At 45.1% G+C, this 17,181-nt stretch carries 14 protein-coding genes; 2 read left to right on the top strand and 12 right to left on the bottom strand.

Going from position 1 to position 17,181, the window contains the following annotated elements; genetic code table 11:
• Window positions 1–38 precede the first annotated feature (38 nt).
• The 8 genes from ACQ4XT_RS09160 to ACQ4XT_RS09125 form a co-directional block, all read right to left on the bottom strand.
• On the bottom strand, window positions 39–1,709 hold the full coding sequence (locus ACQ4XT_RS09160; protein WP_446853421.1) for a catalase: 1,671 nt from the start codon (window positions 1,707–1,709) through the stop codon (window positions 39–41).
• Between the two features lie 339 nt (window positions 1,710–2,048).
• A complete protein-coding gene (locus tag ACQ4XT_RS09155) occupies window positions 2,049–3,071 on the bottom strand; it encodes an SEC-C metal-binding domain-containing protein (RefSeq protein WP_446853420.1) in 1,023 nt (340 codons plus the stop codon).
• Between the two features lie 165 nt (window positions 3,072–3,236).
• Window positions 3,237–4,607, bottom strand: a complete 1,371-nt coding sequence (locus ACQ4XT_RS09150) for an ABC transporter permease (RefSeq protein ID WP_446853419.1) — start codon at window positions 4,605–4,607, stop codon at window positions 3,237–3,239.
• On the bottom strand, window positions 4,604–5,302 hold the full coding sequence (locus ACQ4XT_RS09145) for an ABC transporter ATP-binding protein (RefSeq protein WP_446853418.1): 699 nt from the start codon (window positions 5,300–5,302) through the stop codon (window positions 4,604–4,606). Before ACQ4XT_RS09145 ends, ACQ4XT_RS09150 begins: the two co-directional genes overlap by 4 nt.
• 268 nt (window positions 5,303–5,570) lie before the next feature.
• Window positions 5,571–6,608 (bottom strand): LacI family DNA-binding transcriptional regulator, encoded by a 1,038-nt coding sequence (locus tag ACQ4XT_RS09140; protein ID WP_089651282.1) that lies wholly within the window; start codon window positions 6,606–6,608, stop codon window positions 5,571–5,573.
• Window positions 6,609–6,733: 125 nt separating this feature from the next.
• On the bottom strand, window positions 6,734–7,573 hold the full coding sequence (locus ACQ4XT_RS09135) for a sugar ABC transporter permease (protein WP_226592108.1): 840 nt from the start codon (window positions 7,571–7,573) through the stop codon (window positions 6,734–6,736).
• A gap of 1 nt (window position 7,574) precedes the next feature.
• Window positions 7,575–8,840: a carbohydrate ABC transporter permease gene (locus ACQ4XT_RS09130; protein ID WP_446855637.1), complete on the bottom strand. Its 1,266-nt coding sequence runs from the start codon at window positions 8,838–8,840 to the stop codon at window positions 7,575–7,577.
• A gap of 176 nt (window positions 8,841–9,016) precedes the next feature.
• Window positions 9,017–10,318, bottom strand: a complete 1,302-nt coding sequence (locus ACQ4XT_RS09125) for an extracellular solute-binding protein (RefSeq protein WP_446853417.1) — start codon at window positions 10,316–10,318, stop codon at window positions 9,017–9,019.
• Window positions 10,319–10,580: 262 nt separating this feature from the next.
• On the opposite strand from ACQ4XT_RS09125, the gene ACQ4XT_RS09120 reads away from it, so the two are divergent.
• Window positions 10,581–12,317, top strand: coding sequence for a glycoside hydrolase family 13 protein (locus ACQ4XT_RS09120; protein WP_446853416.1), 1,737 nt, complete (start codon window positions 10,581–10,583; stop codon window positions 12,315–12,317).
• A 17-nt stretch (window positions 12,318–12,334) separates the two neighbouring features.
• The gene (locus ACQ4XT_RS09115; protein ID WP_446853415.1) at window positions 12,335–13,705 is read left to right on the top strand and encodes an MATE family efflux transporter; all 1,371 of its coding nucleotides are present in this window, start codon (window positions 12,335–12,337) and stop codon (window positions 13,703–13,705) included.
• Between the two features lie 79 nt (window positions 13,706–13,784).
• Here the strand turns inward: ACQ4XT_RS09115 and ACQ4XT_RS09110 are convergent, their stop codons facing one another.
• The 4 genes from ACQ4XT_RS09110 to ACQ4XT_RS09095 are packed head-to-tail and all read right to left on the bottom strand — an operon-like array spanning window position 13,785 to window position 17,151.
• A complete protein-coding gene (locus tag ACQ4XT_RS09110; RefSeq protein ID WP_446853414.1) occupies window positions 13,785–14,735 on the bottom strand; it encodes an ArsA family ATPase in 951 nt (316 codons plus the stop codon).
• A gap of 12 nt (window positions 14,736–14,747) precedes the next feature.
• Window positions 14,748–15,011, bottom strand: coding sequence for a cory-CC-star protein (locus ACQ4XT_RS09105; RefSeq protein WP_089651275.1), 264 nt, complete (start codon window positions 15,009–15,011; stop codon window positions 14,748–14,750).
• Window positions 14,990–15,355, bottom strand: coding sequence for a hypothetical protein (locus ACQ4XT_RS09100; protein ID WP_446853413.1), 366 nt, complete (start codon window positions 15,353–15,355; stop codon window positions 14,990–14,992). The genes ACQ4XT_RS09105 and ACQ4XT_RS09100 overlap by 22 nt, the downstream gene beginning before the upstream one ends.
• A gap of 59 nt (window positions 15,356–15,414) precedes the next feature.
• Window positions 15,415–17,151, bottom strand: coding sequence for a carbon starvation CstA family protein (locus ACQ4XT_RS09095; protein ID WP_446853412.1), 1,737 nt, complete (start codon window positions 17,149–17,151; stop codon window positions 15,415–15,417).
• Window positions 17,152–17,181 lie beyond the last annotated feature (30 nt).

The following is a 17,181-nucleotide window of genomic DNA, read 5'->3' as shown; positions in this document are numbered from 1 at the left end:
AGAAAAGCCTGACTCTTATTTGAGTCAGGCTTACAATGTCAATACGGATCCGCTTCGTGTCCTTTTTCCTGCGCATGATCAACGGCATCCGCTGCTCCTGCACTTCCGATCGGAGAGCCACCTTTTTTCGGCAGCTTTCCTTTCGTCGGAGTGATTTCCCTCGCCATCTCTTCGTTCATGTTTCCTGAGTTCATGCCAAGCCCTTCCGCTACCCGCTTGCCATAATCCTCATCACATTGGGAGAAAAGGGAAATCATTTTCCTCTGGATGTGAGGCTGGCATGGTTTGAGAGAAGTAACGAGGTTCATGATCAGATCATCCCGCTCCCAGTCTTTGAAAAGGCGGTAACGCTCGCCGGCTTGCTTGAAGTTATTTTCGCGATCGATCGGCTCTTTCTTCAACTTGCCTTCTGTATAAGGCTGATGCGGTTTCGCTTTTGGTGTGGCTTCTTCCAAACCATTTAGTGACGAAGGTTCATAATTCACATGTGGATTCGCGTCTTTCGGGCGATCTGTAAAATAAGACATGTTCCCACCTTCATAGTTGGTGGCCACATGTTTCTTCGGTGCGTTCACCGGCAGCTGCTGATAGTTCGCACCAACCCGGTAGCGCTGCGTATCGGAATAAGAAAACGTACGGCCTTGAAGCATTTTGTCATCGGAAAAGTCGAGACCGTCCACGAGCACCCCTGTACCGAAGGCCGTCTGCTCAATTTCATTGAAGTGATTGTCCGGGTTTTTATTCAACACCATTTTTCCTACCTTCAAAAATGGAAACTGATCCTCCGGCCAGATTTTCGTATCATCAAGAGGATCAAAATCGAGCTCCGGATGCTCATGATCATCCATGATTTGAACACAAAGTTCCCACTCAGGGTAGTCGCCGCTTTCAATTGCTTCATACAAATCCTGTGTGGCGTGATTGAAATTTTCGCCCTGGATTTCGTTCGCCTCTTCCTGCGTCAGATTTTTTATGCCGTGCTTTAGAGGCTCCCAGTGGTATTTGACGAGGACAGCTTTGCCCTCCTCATTCACCCAGCGATACGTATTCACACCCGACCCTTGCATCTGCCGGTAATTCGCCGGTATTCCCCACGGGGAGAAAAGGAACGTCACCATATGCATCGCCTCAGGTGTTTGACTGATGAAGTCGAAAATCCGCTCACTATCCTGGATGTTCGTGACAGGATCCGGCTTGAAGGAGTGAATCAGATCCGGAAACTTCATCGCATCACGAATGAAGAAAACCTTCAAGTTGTTTCCCACCAAATCCCAGTTCCCGTCTTCTGTATAAAACTTTACCGCAAACCCGCGCGGATCACGTAACGTCTCCGGAGACCCTGCTGAATGCGTCACGGTAGAAAAACGTACGAGGACAGGGGTTTGTTTTCCAGCACCAGAAAACACCTTCGCCCGCGTATATTTCTCCACAGGTTCCTCCCCGACTTTTCCATACGTCTCAAAATATCCATGCGCTCCTGTTCCACGGGCATGCACGACTCGCTCAGGAACCCGCTCACGGTCAAAGTGAGAGATTTTTTCTATAAAATCATAATTCTCAAGCGTCGCCGGTCCGCGATTACCGACCGTACGCAAATTTTGATTGGTGCGGACAGGATGTCCCTGTCTCGTCGTTAATGTTTTTTCGTTTTCTTCTTCAGAAAAACGCTGATCCTCTGGTCCTCCTGGTCCTTGCTCATGTTTATCCATACCTTTCCCTCCTCTTTTGTATAGGAAGAGTTTTTGCTGAGTTCAGGTTTTTTATTCCAAAAGAGGAAATGAATCTTGGACGGAAGGATATTAGCGACTTTCAGAGGTTTATTAGCACCTTTCAGGGTTTTATTAGCGACTTTTAGGATTATATTGGCGTGTTTTGTGTTTTGGAATTTACGGTGACTTCAGGAATTTTATCAGTGGGTTTTAGCCTTTTATCAGTGACTTTCGCACTTTTAACAGTGGGTTTCAGTATTTTATCAGTGACTTTCAAGCTTTTATCAGTATCCCTACAAAAAAAGCTTAGAGCACTTTGCTCTAAGCTTAAAAAAATAATCAACCTTCGATAAATTCTTTCAGCTGAGTAATCCGCTTACTCATGCTGCTCGGACTAACATCATATTTCGTCGCTACTGCTTTTTTCGTCACCTTCTCGGGTTCTGTGCGGAACTCTTCAGAAGTACGATAGATGTGTTCAAGCGCCGCAGAAACCACTTCCGGTTTACGGAACGTCGGATCTTCTTCTTGTTTATAAGAAAGCCAAGCTTCACGCAACCTCTCGAAAGTTGGTTCAGTTTTCAGCTCATCGTCGACAAGGTCGAGCACTTCATCTTCCCCGGCAGCTGGAGTTTCTGTTTCCAGCACCTCTTGGTCTTCCGAGGATTCTTCAGAACTATTCATATACATCCAGTTTCTCAACTGCTCAATAAGCGTTGCCTGCATGTAGGCGTGGATGGATTCATATCCAGCTTGCTGGGATTTCTCCTCGATCGTCTGTTTGAAAGTTTGGTAGGATTCCTCATAGTTTGGAATCGCAAGCGGTACGAAATTGAAGATTGGTCCCCATTTTAGAACAACTCCAATCACATACGGCATGTGCGGATAATTTTCTTCTTTCAATGGAATACCATCACGCTTCACTTCATACGTTAGACCGCTCCACACATCTTCAACCATAACGGTTTGCTCGGACTGAACCTCCTGGATATGGAAAACACTTGCGAGTGGTGATTTCCAAGCTTCCATAGAAGCTAAAGTAGCTGGACGGACGATTTTGTCCTGTTTCTTTTCAAAGAACTCATCGTAAAGCGTTGTTCCATCTTCTTGCTGCTCCATAAATACACTTTGAAGCATACGGAAAGCCGCTTCTACTTCTTCCTCCTGCGTTTCACGCTCTTCGTTAGGCGTAACATTCGGATAATTACGGTTCACATAGGCCATAAAGTGACTATAGTGCCCTTTTAACTCTTCATGAAGGCTTGTTGATCCCACACCTTCATCCGTTTTATTTATGCAGCATTTCTTATATTTCTTCCCACTCCCACACGGACATGGGTCATTTCTTTTTACCTTACTCATATAAATCCCTCTCTTAATTCATAAACGTTCAACTCTACTAGAGTACCGAAGATTGAGCAAACATGCAAAAAATCAAGGAAAAAAGAAGGAGGAAATTATATACAGACCAGGCCATCCAATATTTGGATGACCTGGTCTTACAGTAAATGGAAATAAAATCCACACTTATACATCTCTTCTTAATGCACTCAGCACATCAATGCGCGTTGCTTTTTTGGCTGGCTTGAGACCGGATAGCATGGCCACACCGATACTGAGTGCCACACAAACCAAAGCCAAGTAAGGGGGGATATAAGACAATTGAATGGCTTCTTCTAATGTCTGGTCGAACACTTGCTGAATGACCAAAGGAAGCAGCATGTTAATTCCTATGCTCACTAGATAAGCCATCCCCACACCGACAAATGCTCCCATCAACCCGATATAGCCACTTTCCATCAAGAAGATGCTGCGGATCATCTTAGGGTGGCCACCGATGGCTTTCATGATGCCGATATCCTGCGTTCGTTCCGTGACAGCCATGGACATCGTATTGTAGATGCCAATCGACGCAATCAGTAAAGCAATCGTACCCACGATCACCAATCCTATTTTGACAACAGCAAAGACAATGTTGACCTGATCTAATTCCTCTGTCACAGAATAGATCTGATACCCTTCATCTTTCAAGTTCTGGGAGAGCTTTTCCACCTGTTCCATGTTTCCCGCAATCACTTGGACATCGCTGTACACCCGCTCTTGCTCCTCGGACTGTAAGGTTTCCATCTCATTTTCTTTCATGTCGGGGTGAAGGGTAGCCCCATAGGCTGTCCCTGTGAATGCTTCAACATCCGTCAGCACAGCTTCCGAAATGTAAACATCGTTACTCACTTGCCAATCTCGTGCAGGTTCTTCCATAACCCCAACCACTTCTACCGGAAAGGTTTCGGTCACCCATTCGTCACCCTTGTACTGCTCAATTTCAATCTCGATCGTTTTATTTAATAACTCCTCATCCATCCGGTACTCTTCTTTTACAAGACCATTTGGATTAAAAATCTGATCCTCTGATTCTTCCTCACTCTTTTTATATAAAAGCTGATCCAGGTGGTACCCGATAAGGACTTCATTCTCTCCTTGCGGCATCCGGCCGGTTGATAGATTCAGTCCTGCTTCTTTTTCTGATTGAAAATCTACGACACTAACCGTTGAGCCGCCTGAGTAGGCATCATAAAGAATATCCGTTTCTGTCCGCAACTGAATTTTGTGTGAGACAGCCTTTACGTTTTCCATCGATTCAAAGGTTTCGATGTCATCCTTCGTAATTTCAGGGCTTTCCCCTTCTTCCATCGATTGTTTTCCATAAACCGTAACTTCCGTGATCGCCCGGTCCTGCATAATGTCGTTAACGATAAATCTTTGGGCACCGAACCCAACAGATGCAAGGACGATTAGAAAGGCACACCCGATGGCTGTAGCAAGAATGGTCATAAATACGCGTGATTTATTTTTCTTCATGTTCTGTCTGATAAATTGGAACCGGTCTTTCCATTTCATCGAAATACCACCTCTCTATCCGCCGCTAAACGCCCATCCTCGAGACGAATCGTCCGATCAGCTATACGTGCCACTTCTTCATCATGAGTAATGATGACAAAAGTGATGTTCTCTTCTTTATTCAACTTTTGAATAAAATCCAGCAACTCCCTCTCTGTTTCCTGATCCAAGCTCCCCGTCGGTTCATCCGCTAAAATGATCGGCGGTTGGACAATGAGAGCCCGAGCTACGGATACACGCTGTTGCTGACCACCGGATAATTCCGATGGATAGTGCTCGCGATATGCGTGCAGCCCGACTTTATCGAGCAATTCATTGACTCTTTTCTCGCGCTCCTTTTCAGAAACACCCTTCATAACAAGTGGAAGTTCAATATTTTGATAGGCCGTCATACTGGGAATCAGCTGAAAGCTTTGGAATATGAACCCCAAATGATCTGCTCGAAACTCAGCCCAGGCAGACTCCTTATAGTCTGTAACTCTCTCATCAGCTATAAATATATCGCCCTCTGTCGGCTTAATATAACCGCTCATCAAGTTTAATAATGTTGATTTACCGGAACCACTCCGTCCTACAATCGATACAATCTCACCTTTTCTCACCTCAAGATTGATATCTTTTAAAACAGAAACTTCCTGTCTATTATTCTTTTTTCCTACAAAAAACGAATGAGACAACTGCTCCACTTTAATCAATGGTCATTTCTCCCTTCTTGTTAACCTTCTACATACAAGACGAAAGAAACGCCCTAAACATTTCATCTTTTTTAATAGTAGATAGAAAATTAAAAAGTCAGTCTCCCATTTTAGGCGATCATTAATTGGATGATGTGACTCTCAGTCACATGTTAAAAAATGTAAGACCTGGTCACCCATAAAATGGGTGACCAGGTCTTACATTTTCTTACATCATTAAACACCACACAACTTTTCTCTTTCCAACAAAAAAACCACAGCTGGAAGGTTAGCCTTCGAGCTGTGGTTTGATTTCTTTTGTGGAGGAACGATATTTGATATCGAAGGGAACAATAATCCGTTTCGCTGGTTCCTCTTTGTTTTTCACTTTTTCGATCAGACACTTGGCCGCCTGACTGCCCAGGCCATGAATATGAATATCAACAGTCGTCAAAGGAGGACGGGTAATTTCGGATAAATACACATTGTTGAAACTGACGATCGAGATATCGTCAGGCACGCGCTTCCCGAATTCCTCCAGCATGTTCACCACACCAATGCTCATGAGATCATCGGCGATCACAATGCCTGTCGGTGGTTTAGGAAGGGCGAACAACTCATGAACCGCCTGACGTCCGCCGGATTTTAAGAATTCTGTGTGAATCCGGTACTCATCCAAGTACGGCAATCCAGCCTCTTCTAAAGCCAATTCATAGCCGCGCATACGGTCAATGGTTACAATACGGTCCTCGGAACCACCGATGAATGCAATACATTCGTGCCCAATATCAATCAGATGATTGGTAATTTCTTTACCGGCCCGGATATTATCGTTATCCACGTGCGTAATTTCATCCACACGTGTCGCCGGTTTTCCGACGATGACAAAAGGAAAATTCTGTTCCAATAAAAATTCCATGATCGGATCATCCACTTGTGAATAAAGAAGAATGATGCCATCGGTCCGATTACTGAATACCATCCGCTTGACGGCCTCGAGCATTTCTTCATCTGTCTCTCCTGTACATAAGAGCATCGAGTAATCAAGCTCATGAGCGACCGCACTGATTCCACGCAAAACCTCGGGAAAGAAGGGGTTTTGGAGCGCTTTGTCTGCGCTCGAAGGCATGACGACACCGAGCGATTGCGTCGAACGGTTCGCCAGGTTCCTTGCATTGGCATTCGGATGATACCCCATCTCTTTCATGGCTTTTTTCACTCGTTTTTTCGTAGCCGGGCTTATTCTCGGATGATCTGCAATGACACGGGACACGGTGGAAGGAGCTACCCCTGCCGCTTTGGCCACTTCTTTAATGGTTACCGCCATAACTTTCACCTTCTATTTGCATACTATGGTTCATTGTATCATGTGGACGCTTTCATCTCTCTTTTATTAAAAAAGGAGAACCGGAGGGCTGCTCCGCTTCTCCTTCCATACATATGTCTTCAAGGTTATCCCTTCGTACCCCCTGCTGTCAATCCAGTAACGAAATATTTCTGTAAGGATAAGAAAAGCAAGGAAATCGGCACCGCAATCAATACTGAACCGGCAGCAAACAGTGTGAACTCATTCCCGAACTGATCGGCAATCATTTCATAAAGTCCTACTGCGAGTGTAAATTTATCTTCCGAACGCAGAAGAATACGAGCCAGGATAAAATCTGTGAACGGTGTAATGAATGTAAACAGGCAGATGACCGCAATCATCGGCTTTGCAAGTGGCATGACGATCTGCCAGAAAATACGGAAGTTCCCTGCACCGTCCATACGAGCCGACTCGTCCAGCTCTTTCGGAATGGTATCCAGATACCCTTTCATCAAGTACGTATTCATTGGAATCGCTCCACCTGTGTAAACGAGAATCAACGCCAGGTGGGTATCGAGCAAGCCCGTCAAGTTCGCTAAAGCATAAATAGCAATCAAGGCAGCAAAGTTCGGGATCATTTGCAGAATCAAGAAGGTCATCAAACCATTTTTACGACCAACGAAACGGAACCTTGAGAATGAGTAAGCCGTCATACACACAAGCGCCACAGAGAAAAGCATCGTCAGAACACAGATCTTAATCGTATTCCAATACCAGATCAGATAGTCGCTTTGTGCCGGGTCGAACAATTCTTTATAGTGTTTCAACGTTGCATTTTCAGGAATGATCGAGGAACCTGACAAACTGTTCCCCGGGTTAAAGGATGATCCGACAATCCATAGAATCGGGTATAGGATGATCGTGACCATAACCAGAATCACTATATACGAAAACGTCAGCTGTAGGATGCGTTTGTTATTTTTCATATTACATCATATCCTCTTCTTGGAATGATTTCGTTCTTCTGAACTGCCACAAGGCTACGGTAATGACGATCAAGGACAGGATCATCGTAATCGCTGCCGCTTTTCCGTATTGGGCAGATGTCATCGTCAAGTTGTAGATCCAGGATATCAAAATATCTGTTCCACCCGCATTCTGGTTCGGAACGGCCGGACCTCCTCCATTGAAGAGGAAGATGACATTAAAGTTGTTGAAGTTGAACGTGTACTGAGTGATCATGATTGGTGCTGTTGCATACAACACGAGCGGGAGAGTAATGCCTCTGAATTTCTGGAAAATAGAAGCGCCATCGACATCCGCCGCTTCATACAATTCATTAGGAATCGACTGCAATACACCCGTAACCATCGCAAAAATGAACGGGAATCCAAGCCACGTCTGGATCATAATCAATGCGATTTTCGTGTACGTCGGATTTGTCAGCCAAGGAATATCCCCAAGCCCGAAGGCAGCCAGAATATCACGGTTGATGGTACCGAACGTTTCGTTGAACATTCCAGCGAAAACTAGAATAGATACGAACGCAGGCACCGCCCAAGGTAAAATGAAAATCGTACGGATTGTTTTTTGAAGGATGATTCCCTTCTGATTCATCAATACGGCAAGGAAAATGCCGAGCGCAATTTGCAATGTCGTAGCACCAAACGTCCAAATAACCGTCCAGGCCAATACACTAAAGAACGTATCACGCCAGATTGGAATGTTGAAAATCTCGATAAAGTTCTGGAATCCTACCCAATCGACGAGGTTCGCAGGCGGCGAATGATACAAGTCATAGTTTGTAAATGATAATAAAACAACGAATAAGATCGGAAAAATGACGACGAATACGAGCAGCAGGAAGCCAGGCGTCATCATCAGGTAAGGGAATCCTCCACCTACCAGGTTTTGATACTGTTGCCTGACCGAGTTTGGTGCTTCATTCAGGTCTCTTTGTTTTCCCACTTTAAAAGCATCTCTTAAGTTAAATGCATAGACGCCTAATCCCAAAATGGTGACGATCAGTGTCAATATTCCTTCTACGAGCAAAACGATGGAATGATCGTAATTGGGATCGGTTCCAAGCGTAAATAGACCCCAAAATCCGAACTGCAGCAAGTCGGAAAAGGCGATGAAAAAAGAGGCCATTAAAATGAAAAAAGCGGAACCTTTCAGCCACTGTTTGTTATAGAACTGTCCAAAACCAGGAATGATCGAGAGCGCTAAAGCAATCTTACGATGATTGGTCATCCCATGAGGATCATGCTTCTTATTTTTCTTCGATGGACGATGGTTTCCCTCATAGTTGGACTTCGGTTGACGTTCCCCCATGTTCAATCTCCTTTCTAACTATCCAGCACTTTTATAAGACTTTTCATTAATAAGGAAAAGCCATACCCGACAGACGGGTATGGCTCTGCCCGATCTTAGTTTCCTGAGTGATTCAACTCAATTTGTGTTTTGATCGTATCCTGTGCTTCCGTCAACGCGTCTTCCGGCTGAGCTTTACCAGTCGCTACAACTTGTAAAGCTTGTGCCATCGGCTCCCAAACTTCTCCCATTTCAGGGATGTTCGGCATTGGAACCGCACGCTCAGATTGAACAGCAACCGCACGTGCTTTTTCGTTATCGGCAATGATCGGATCCTCAATCAAGGACTTCACTGGAGGAATTTCATTGGTTTCTTCATAACGGATTTTCGCGTTTTCTTCGTTCGTAATCCACTCGATCAACTTTGTCGCCCACTCTTTATTTTCAGAAGCAGCAGACAAGTGCCAGCCTTTCACACCAACGAATGTTTGCGGATATTCACCATTTGGAAGCTTCGGTAATGGTGCCACACCATAGTCGATTCCCGCTTCATTCAATGCCTGGTACGCCCAAGGGCCGTCCATCATGGCAGCCACGTTACCTTCTTGGAAAAGGCCATCTTTTGCAGATCCGCCACTTTCGCCAACGATTCCGGATGGGAAGACTTCCTCATACCATTTTTGGATGTACTGAGCACCTTCAACAGCGCCTTCGTTACTCAACCCAAGGTCTTGAGGATTCAAAGCTCCACCTTCTTCACCGAATACATATCCACCGTAACCAGCCATGATGGAGTTTCCGAAGTAGAAGTTATCCCATAAAGCTAAGAAACCGTATTGATCACCAGTATTGAATTCTTTCGAAAACTCGAATAGTTCATCAAAGTTTTCAGGTACTTCTGTCATATGTTCTTTGTTATAAATGAAAACCGGAGTTTCTGTAGATTTTGGAAGGCCATAAAGGCTTCCATCGTATGTTTGTGCCTGAATGGAAGCTTCTGTGTAAAGATCTGTCACAGAACTGTCCACTTCAACAGGAGAAAGCAATCCTTCAATAGCCATTTGACCGATCTGATCATGTGGCAGTGTCAATACGTCAGGGCCTGTCCCAGCCGGTCCATCAAGACGAAGCTGTTCCCCCATTTTCGTTGACATATCCAACTCTTTGAATTCTACTTCAATGCCGTGTTCCTCTTCGAAACTAGCAATCGCAGGCTCAAGGCCGACACCTTTTTCTTTATCTTCCCAAACGACCAGCTTTTCAGGTTTTTCTGGCATGCCGTCTTCAGAGGATTCCGAAGATGTATCATCACTGCCAGACTCTCCTCCACTCGCTTCCTCTTCACGATCCGGCGCACACGCAGCCAGCATCGCAACCGTAAGAAAAGCGATAAACAATAAGCTCAACCACTTTTTCATACTTAACTCCCCCTAATAGTTTCCTAATGGATATGCCACGCAACCTTGTGAAACCGATTGCACACATCTTGATTCTAATTATACAAACTAAAAATAGATTTGCAAGCGTTTTCTTATAAAATATTAAAAATATGTTTCACTATTTATAACAGTACGTTAACGCTTTCACATTTCCATTGACTTCCCTTTCTTTCTTCTATAGTTTTATTTAATAGAAACGTATATTCATGTGCAAACGCTTGTTCAGAAAGGATGAATAATCATGTTCAAAGAAGCCGTCTACCACAGACCGAAGAATAACTATGCTTACGCGTATAATGAGAAGACCATCCACATTCGTTTACGAACAAAAAAAGAGGATATCGATGCTGTCCAACTCATCCACGGAGATCCTTACAACTGGTCCGGTGGACATTGGCAGGCCGAACAAAAGCCCATGCAGAAATCAGGCACTGACGAACTTTTCGATTATTGGTTTGCAACATTAGAGCCACCCTATCGCAGACTCCGCTACTCCTTTTTACTGCAGGACGGAAAAGAGAAAACCGTCTTCACCGAAAAAGGCTTTTATGATGAGGTTCCATTAGATGATACCGCGTATCACTTCTGCTTCCCGTTCCTGAACAGCATCGACGTCTTTCAGGCACCTGAGTGGGTAAAAGATACGGTATGGTATCAAATTTTCCCTGAACGGTTCGCGAACGGAGATGCCTCCCTGGATCCTGATGGGACCTTGGCATGGGGAAGTAAAGATCCCTCACCGACGAACTTTTTTGGAGGAGACTTTCAAGGTGTGATGGATCATCTCGATCACCTTGAAAAACTCGGCATCAACGGTATTTATTTCACACCGATATTCAAAGCCCATTCCAATCATAAATATGACACGATCGACTACATGGAAATCGACCCGCAATTCGGTGATAAAGAAACGTTCCGCAAGCTTGTAAAAGAGTGTCATGAACGTGGCATCCGGGTCATGTTGGACGCCGTCTTCAATCATAGCGGGTACTACTTCGAACCGTTTCAGGACGTACTGAAAAATGGAATCGATTCAAAATATGCCGACTGGTTCCATTTAAGAGGAGACAAAGTCATCACAGATCCTCTCCCGAACTACGACGCTTTCGCTTATGTATCCAGCATGCCGAAGCTCAATACAGAAAATCCTGAAGTCAAAGATTATCTTTTGAAAGTTGCTCGCTATTGGATTGAAGAGTTTGATATTGACGGATGGCGGCTGGATGTTGCGAATGAAGTGGACCATGCTTTCTGGAGAGAGTTCCGTCAAACCGTCAAGGAAGCAAAAGCGGACGCTTATATCCTCGGGGAAATCTGGCATGACTCGATGCCCTGGCTGCAGGGAGATCAGTTCGATGCGGTTATGAACTACCCGTTCACAAACGCGGTCATCGACTTTTTTGCTAAGAAAAAAATCGGGATGGAGCAATTCAAAAATGTGCTGTCCCATGTCCAGCATATGTATCCTGTATCCGTGAATGAAGTCGCGTTCAACCTTCTCGACAGCCATGACACCCCTAGAGTCCTGACCTATGCCGATGGCGATAAGAAGTCCGCTCAATTGATGTACCTTTTCCAGCTTTCATATGAAGGGACCCCTTGCATTTATTATGGAGATGAAATCGGCATGACAGGCGGGCAGGACCCTGGCTGCCGAAAATGCATGGTATGGGACGAAGAGGACCAGGACCAGGAGTTGTTCTCCTTTATACAGAAGTTGATCGGCCTTCGAAAGTCAGAGCCAGCGTTTGGGAATCAAGGTCGGTTCTCCTTCGTTGATTACGGGGATAACGTCCTTGCTTATGAGAAAAAGTCTGATGAGCAGACACTGTTGTTCTTGATCAACCTTACATCCGACTCCCTTTCTATAGAGAACAAAGCACCTTCAAGAATCGTGGACAGTGACAAAAACTCCACACTTAGAGAGGAAAAAGCATCTTTGAGCCCATCTGGATATTTAGTTTTGGAGAAAAAGTAATGTAGGGGAGTCTTTCCATGACTCAAGCTAAAAAAATGACGCTGTTCGCCCTCACGTGGCCGATCTTCATTGAAGTTCTGCTCCACATGTTGATGGGTAACGCGGATACACTCATGCTCAGTCAATACTCCGACGACGCCGTAGCGGCCGTCGGGGTCTCGAACCAAATCCTTTCCGTCGTAATTGTCATGTTTGGATTCGTCGCGACGGGGGCGGCTATCTTAGTCGCGCAGAACCTTGGTGCCGAACAAAAGAAAGAGGCAGGAAGCATTTCGGTTACATCACTCAGTGTCAACTTATGGTTTTCACTCCTTCTCAGCTTGGGCCTCTTTGTATTCAGCGAACAGATCCTGAATGTGATGGATCTGCCTCCCTCTCTAATGGGAGACGCCACGGACTATATGAACATTGTCGGCGGACTTATTTTTGTCCAGGCCATGCTGATGACCATTGGAGCGCTGCTAAGAAGTTATGGGCACACGAAAGATCCGATGTATGTAACAATCGGCATGAATATCCTGAACGTCATCGGTAACTACTTTGTCATTTTCGGGCCATTCGGTCTTCCCGTCTTTGGAGTAGAAGGTGTTGCGTATGTAACAGCGATTTCGAGAGCTCTTGGCTTTTTTGTTCTCCTTTTCCTGCTCATTAAGCGCGTGTCGGGCGACCTGACATGGCGGTCTTTTTATCATTATGAAAAAGCACATATGAAGAACCTGCTCCATATCGGTGTACCATCTGCCGGCGAGCAGCTTTCGTACAATGCCAGTCAGATGGTCATCACCTATTTTGTCGCACAAATGGGAGCGACGGCCATTACGACAAAAGTCTATGCTCAAAACCTGATGATGTTCATTTTCTTATGTTCCATCGCTATCGGGCAAGGGACGCAAATATTAATTGGACATCATATCGGCGCAAAAGAGACTGAGAAAGCGTACCGGCAGTGTATCAGGAGCTTACAGTTAGCCATTGTCATCTCTTTATCCGTCGCGGTCGTATTCTATTTTTCCAGCGACTTTTTGTTAGGACTCTTTACTGATGACCAGACCATCCTAGCAACGGGAGGAACCTTATTATTGCTGACGGTTCTACTGGAGCCTGGACGAGCCTTCAACCTTGTCGTCATCAACTCCCTAAGAGCCGCTGGCGACGTCCGCTTTCCCGTCATCGTCGGAATTCTATCGATGTGGGGAATTCAAGTGACCATCGCCTGGATTTTCGGTCTCCACTTTGCTTACGGGTTGATTGGAATCTGGATCGGATTCATCGTCGACGAATGGCTGCGTGGTGTCCTTATGCTGCGAAGATGGAAATCAAGAATATGGCTGAAGAAATCTTTTGTCACCCCAAATAAAAAAGCGCACAGTCAAGCAAATACAAGCTGACTGTGCGCTTTCTTCTTTTTTAATAGATATAATTGGATATTTTTGGTGTACCAGGTCATACATAAATTGGAAGTTAGAATCATCTCCGTGCCTTTACGCCTTCACTCAGGTTGTTTGAGAAGGTTTTTAGTTTGTTCATATCGGAAACGTCTTCTTCAAATAATGGGATTTGAATTAACTGCTGTTCTTTGAATTTCTCTCTGATTTCCTCCAGATATGTTCCTTCCTGTTTCCGTCTCTTGGCAAGAAATTCACCGTCTGCGTAATCGGGTAGAACTTTATTGATGATCAAAGTCTTCACAATCAAGTCATGCTGTTTCAATTTACGAATCGCCTGCTCGGTTTCAAGGATGGGAAGCCGTTCAGGGATCAGTACAAATACAAAACCGGTTTGAGCAGGATCAAGAATGATTTCCCTTACGGCAGCGAATTTTTCTTTCCTGCGCTGCAACACATCGTAGATGGGATCATCGACCGGATCTCCATCATTCAGCAGCTGCGTGTAGTTGTCGTTAATTTTTTTCCTGCGTTCAAGCATCCCATCAATCCAAACACTCATTAGTTCCGGCAGCGTCAATAAACGGATCGTATGCCCTGTTGGCGCTGTATCAAATACGATCTTGTCAAAATGCTCGGATTCTTCAAGAATAATAGAAATAAGACGGTCAAACAGAGCCGCTTCATCCGCTCCCGGGGAAGCACTAGCCATATCGATCTGTCTGTGAACCTCTTCCACCATTTTTGATTTCACAAGGCCTTCTAAATTATCTTTCACCCCTGCAATGTACCGCTTAGATTCATGAACGGGATCGATTTCAATTCCCCAGAGGTTTTCCATTAATGCTGTTTTCTCATGATTGACTTTTTCGTGAAATATATCTCCAAGGTTATGGGCGGGGTCGGTAGATACGACAAGGGTCCGATGCCCGTCTTTCGCAAGCGCAACAGCAAGGGCAGCAGAAGATGTTGACTTCCCTACTCCTCCTTTTCCACCAACAAAAATAACCTTATTCTCATGCAAACCTTTCATTCTACTCCTCCTCTAACAACAACGAATGCCATCGAGCGGAGACTTTTCCATCCCCATACGCAAATGCCAGTCGTGAAACTTTTCAATGATGTGCGGATACAGTTCTAACGTATAATAAAAAGCCGGATTCGGTATTCCTAACATGTCTGAGTACACAAGAAGTAAAAAGAGATCATCCTCATCCCTCAGTTCCCTGGCAATTTCCTGTTTGTGAGGGAGGCTCAATACTTCATCATAAAACTCAAATAACCGTTTTAACGAAAACTTTTTCTCCATACCTCTCCCTCCCTATCTTCAATCCACCTGCCATTAATGAACAAACTATTGTAACGCATTCGAAAAAAGATCGACCGTAACGCACTCCAAATGGATATATGCCCTCGCTTTACATGCTTAATAAAATAAACGAGTATGGCCAGGAGATTCCTTGGATCTACATAATCCACATGAACTCCTTCCCTCTGGTTTTCTCTATACCACTCTCCTAATTTTTCACGGTCCTGGTCGTGGTGCTTAAACTCTTCCTTCATGTCTATGAAACCATCGTCATCGCTGCAAATCCCTCCACAACATCCCATGCCGATTTCTTTTTCAGGGCGAATGATCATGATTTCTTTCATGGGGTCGATGCTCCTTTCAAGGAAAAAGAAAGCCGACAAATGCCGGCTTCCTTAAATGATTACGCACTTTTCTCAATAGAATCGTCTCGATTTCCTGCAATGGCAGAAAACGCAGTAATGAGAATCCAGAAGGTAAACACGAGAATGATGGCGCCGAATGTAAACAGCATCCAGTCACTTCCATCATTCCATGGCGCCCACTCGGTCACCACTTGATCAATCATGGCCCACAACGTCATAAACATGAGGAAAACCATCGGAATGATCGTCGGCAGATAGTTACGTCCTTGACGTTTCAACCAAATGGAAACGAGCAGTAAACTGATCCCTGCCAACAGCTGGTTTGAGGTCCCGAATAAAGGCCAAAGCAGGTATCCACCAGAGCCGAACCCTTTAGGGCCCTGAGGAATCAACGTCAAAGCCGCACTGGAAACCACAGCGACTGTTGTCGCCACATGCGTTTTCGTAAGCGGCGTCACCTTATATTCCGTTCCAAGTTCCGCGATGATGTAACGCATCAAACGAACGGAAGAGTCTAAGGTCGTTGCGGCAAAGCTGACGACGATGACGGAAACGATCGTTGCTGCGACAGATGCCGGAATACCAAGTCCTGATGCAAGCTGTCCTGCGCCCTGGATAAAGACGCCAAGTCCAGCCCCACTCGCCGCAGTAAATCCGCTGTAGGTCGCTGAAAATTCACCTGCTGTAGGGAAAAAGGTTACAACAGCGATAATGGCAACAAGAGCCAAAGCCCCTTCACCGACAGACCCCAAATAACCGACAAAACGAGCGTCTGTCTCTTTATTCAACTGTTTTGACGACGTTCCTGACGACACAAGACCGTGGAACCCGGAAATCGCTCCACAGGCAATCGTAATGAACAACAGTGGGAACCAGGACGTATCCGCAGAAGCTTTGGTCACAGGTGCCGTAATTTCAGGGTTTGTGAAAAGAAGCCCTAGATATAGAAGACCAAGTCCGACAATCAGCTGATGCGAGTTAATATAGTCTCTCGGCTGCAACAGCTTCCAAACCGGCAGAGTGGAAGCGATATACACGTACACCATTAACACGACAATCCATACAAAAAAGGCCATGGACGTCGCATTAAGTCCAAATAATGTTGAAGCACCTTCGCCACCAAAATAGCGGACAAGGTCGATTTGAAGTACAGGTACATAACTCGCAACGATCGCAGCTAAATACATGACCGCAAGCGCTACGATGGATGGAAGCAGCATGTTCCCCTGCTTTTTATACACACTGTAACCGATCCATATGGCCAGAGGTATTTGAATGAAAACAGATAGGACACTCGCAGGGAATGAAATGAATAGATTCGCAATAACCCAGGCGAAAACAGCGTTCACCATTAGAACAAGCAGTAAAATGATAAATAAAAACAGCACTTTCGCTTTTTGACCGATCAACTTACTTGCAAGCGTACCGATGGATTGTCCTTTATTTCTAACCGACAATACAAGAGTACCGAAATCATGGACCCCGGCAGCGAAAACAGTTCCTAATAATACCCAGAGCACAGCTGGCAGCCAGCCCCAATACACGGCAATCGCCGGTCCGACAATCGGAGCCGCACCTGCGACGGAGGTGAAATGGTGTCCCCACAATACGAATTTATTCGTAGGAACAAAATCGACACCATCTTTATACTGATGGGCGGGTGTGACATAGTTCGGATCGAGACGATAAATCTTTTCGGCAATAAATTTTGAATAATACCGATAACCTAGAAAAAAGATGAGACCTCCAACAACAGCTAACCAAATCCCACTCACAAAAACCCTCCTCAATCTACAAAAATATGT

Source organism: Halobacillus sp. 12SKB, from assembly GCF_052941655.1.
The sequence above is the reverse complement of the archived record's forward strand: the minus strand, read 5'-3'. Positions and strand labels throughout refer to the sequence as shown.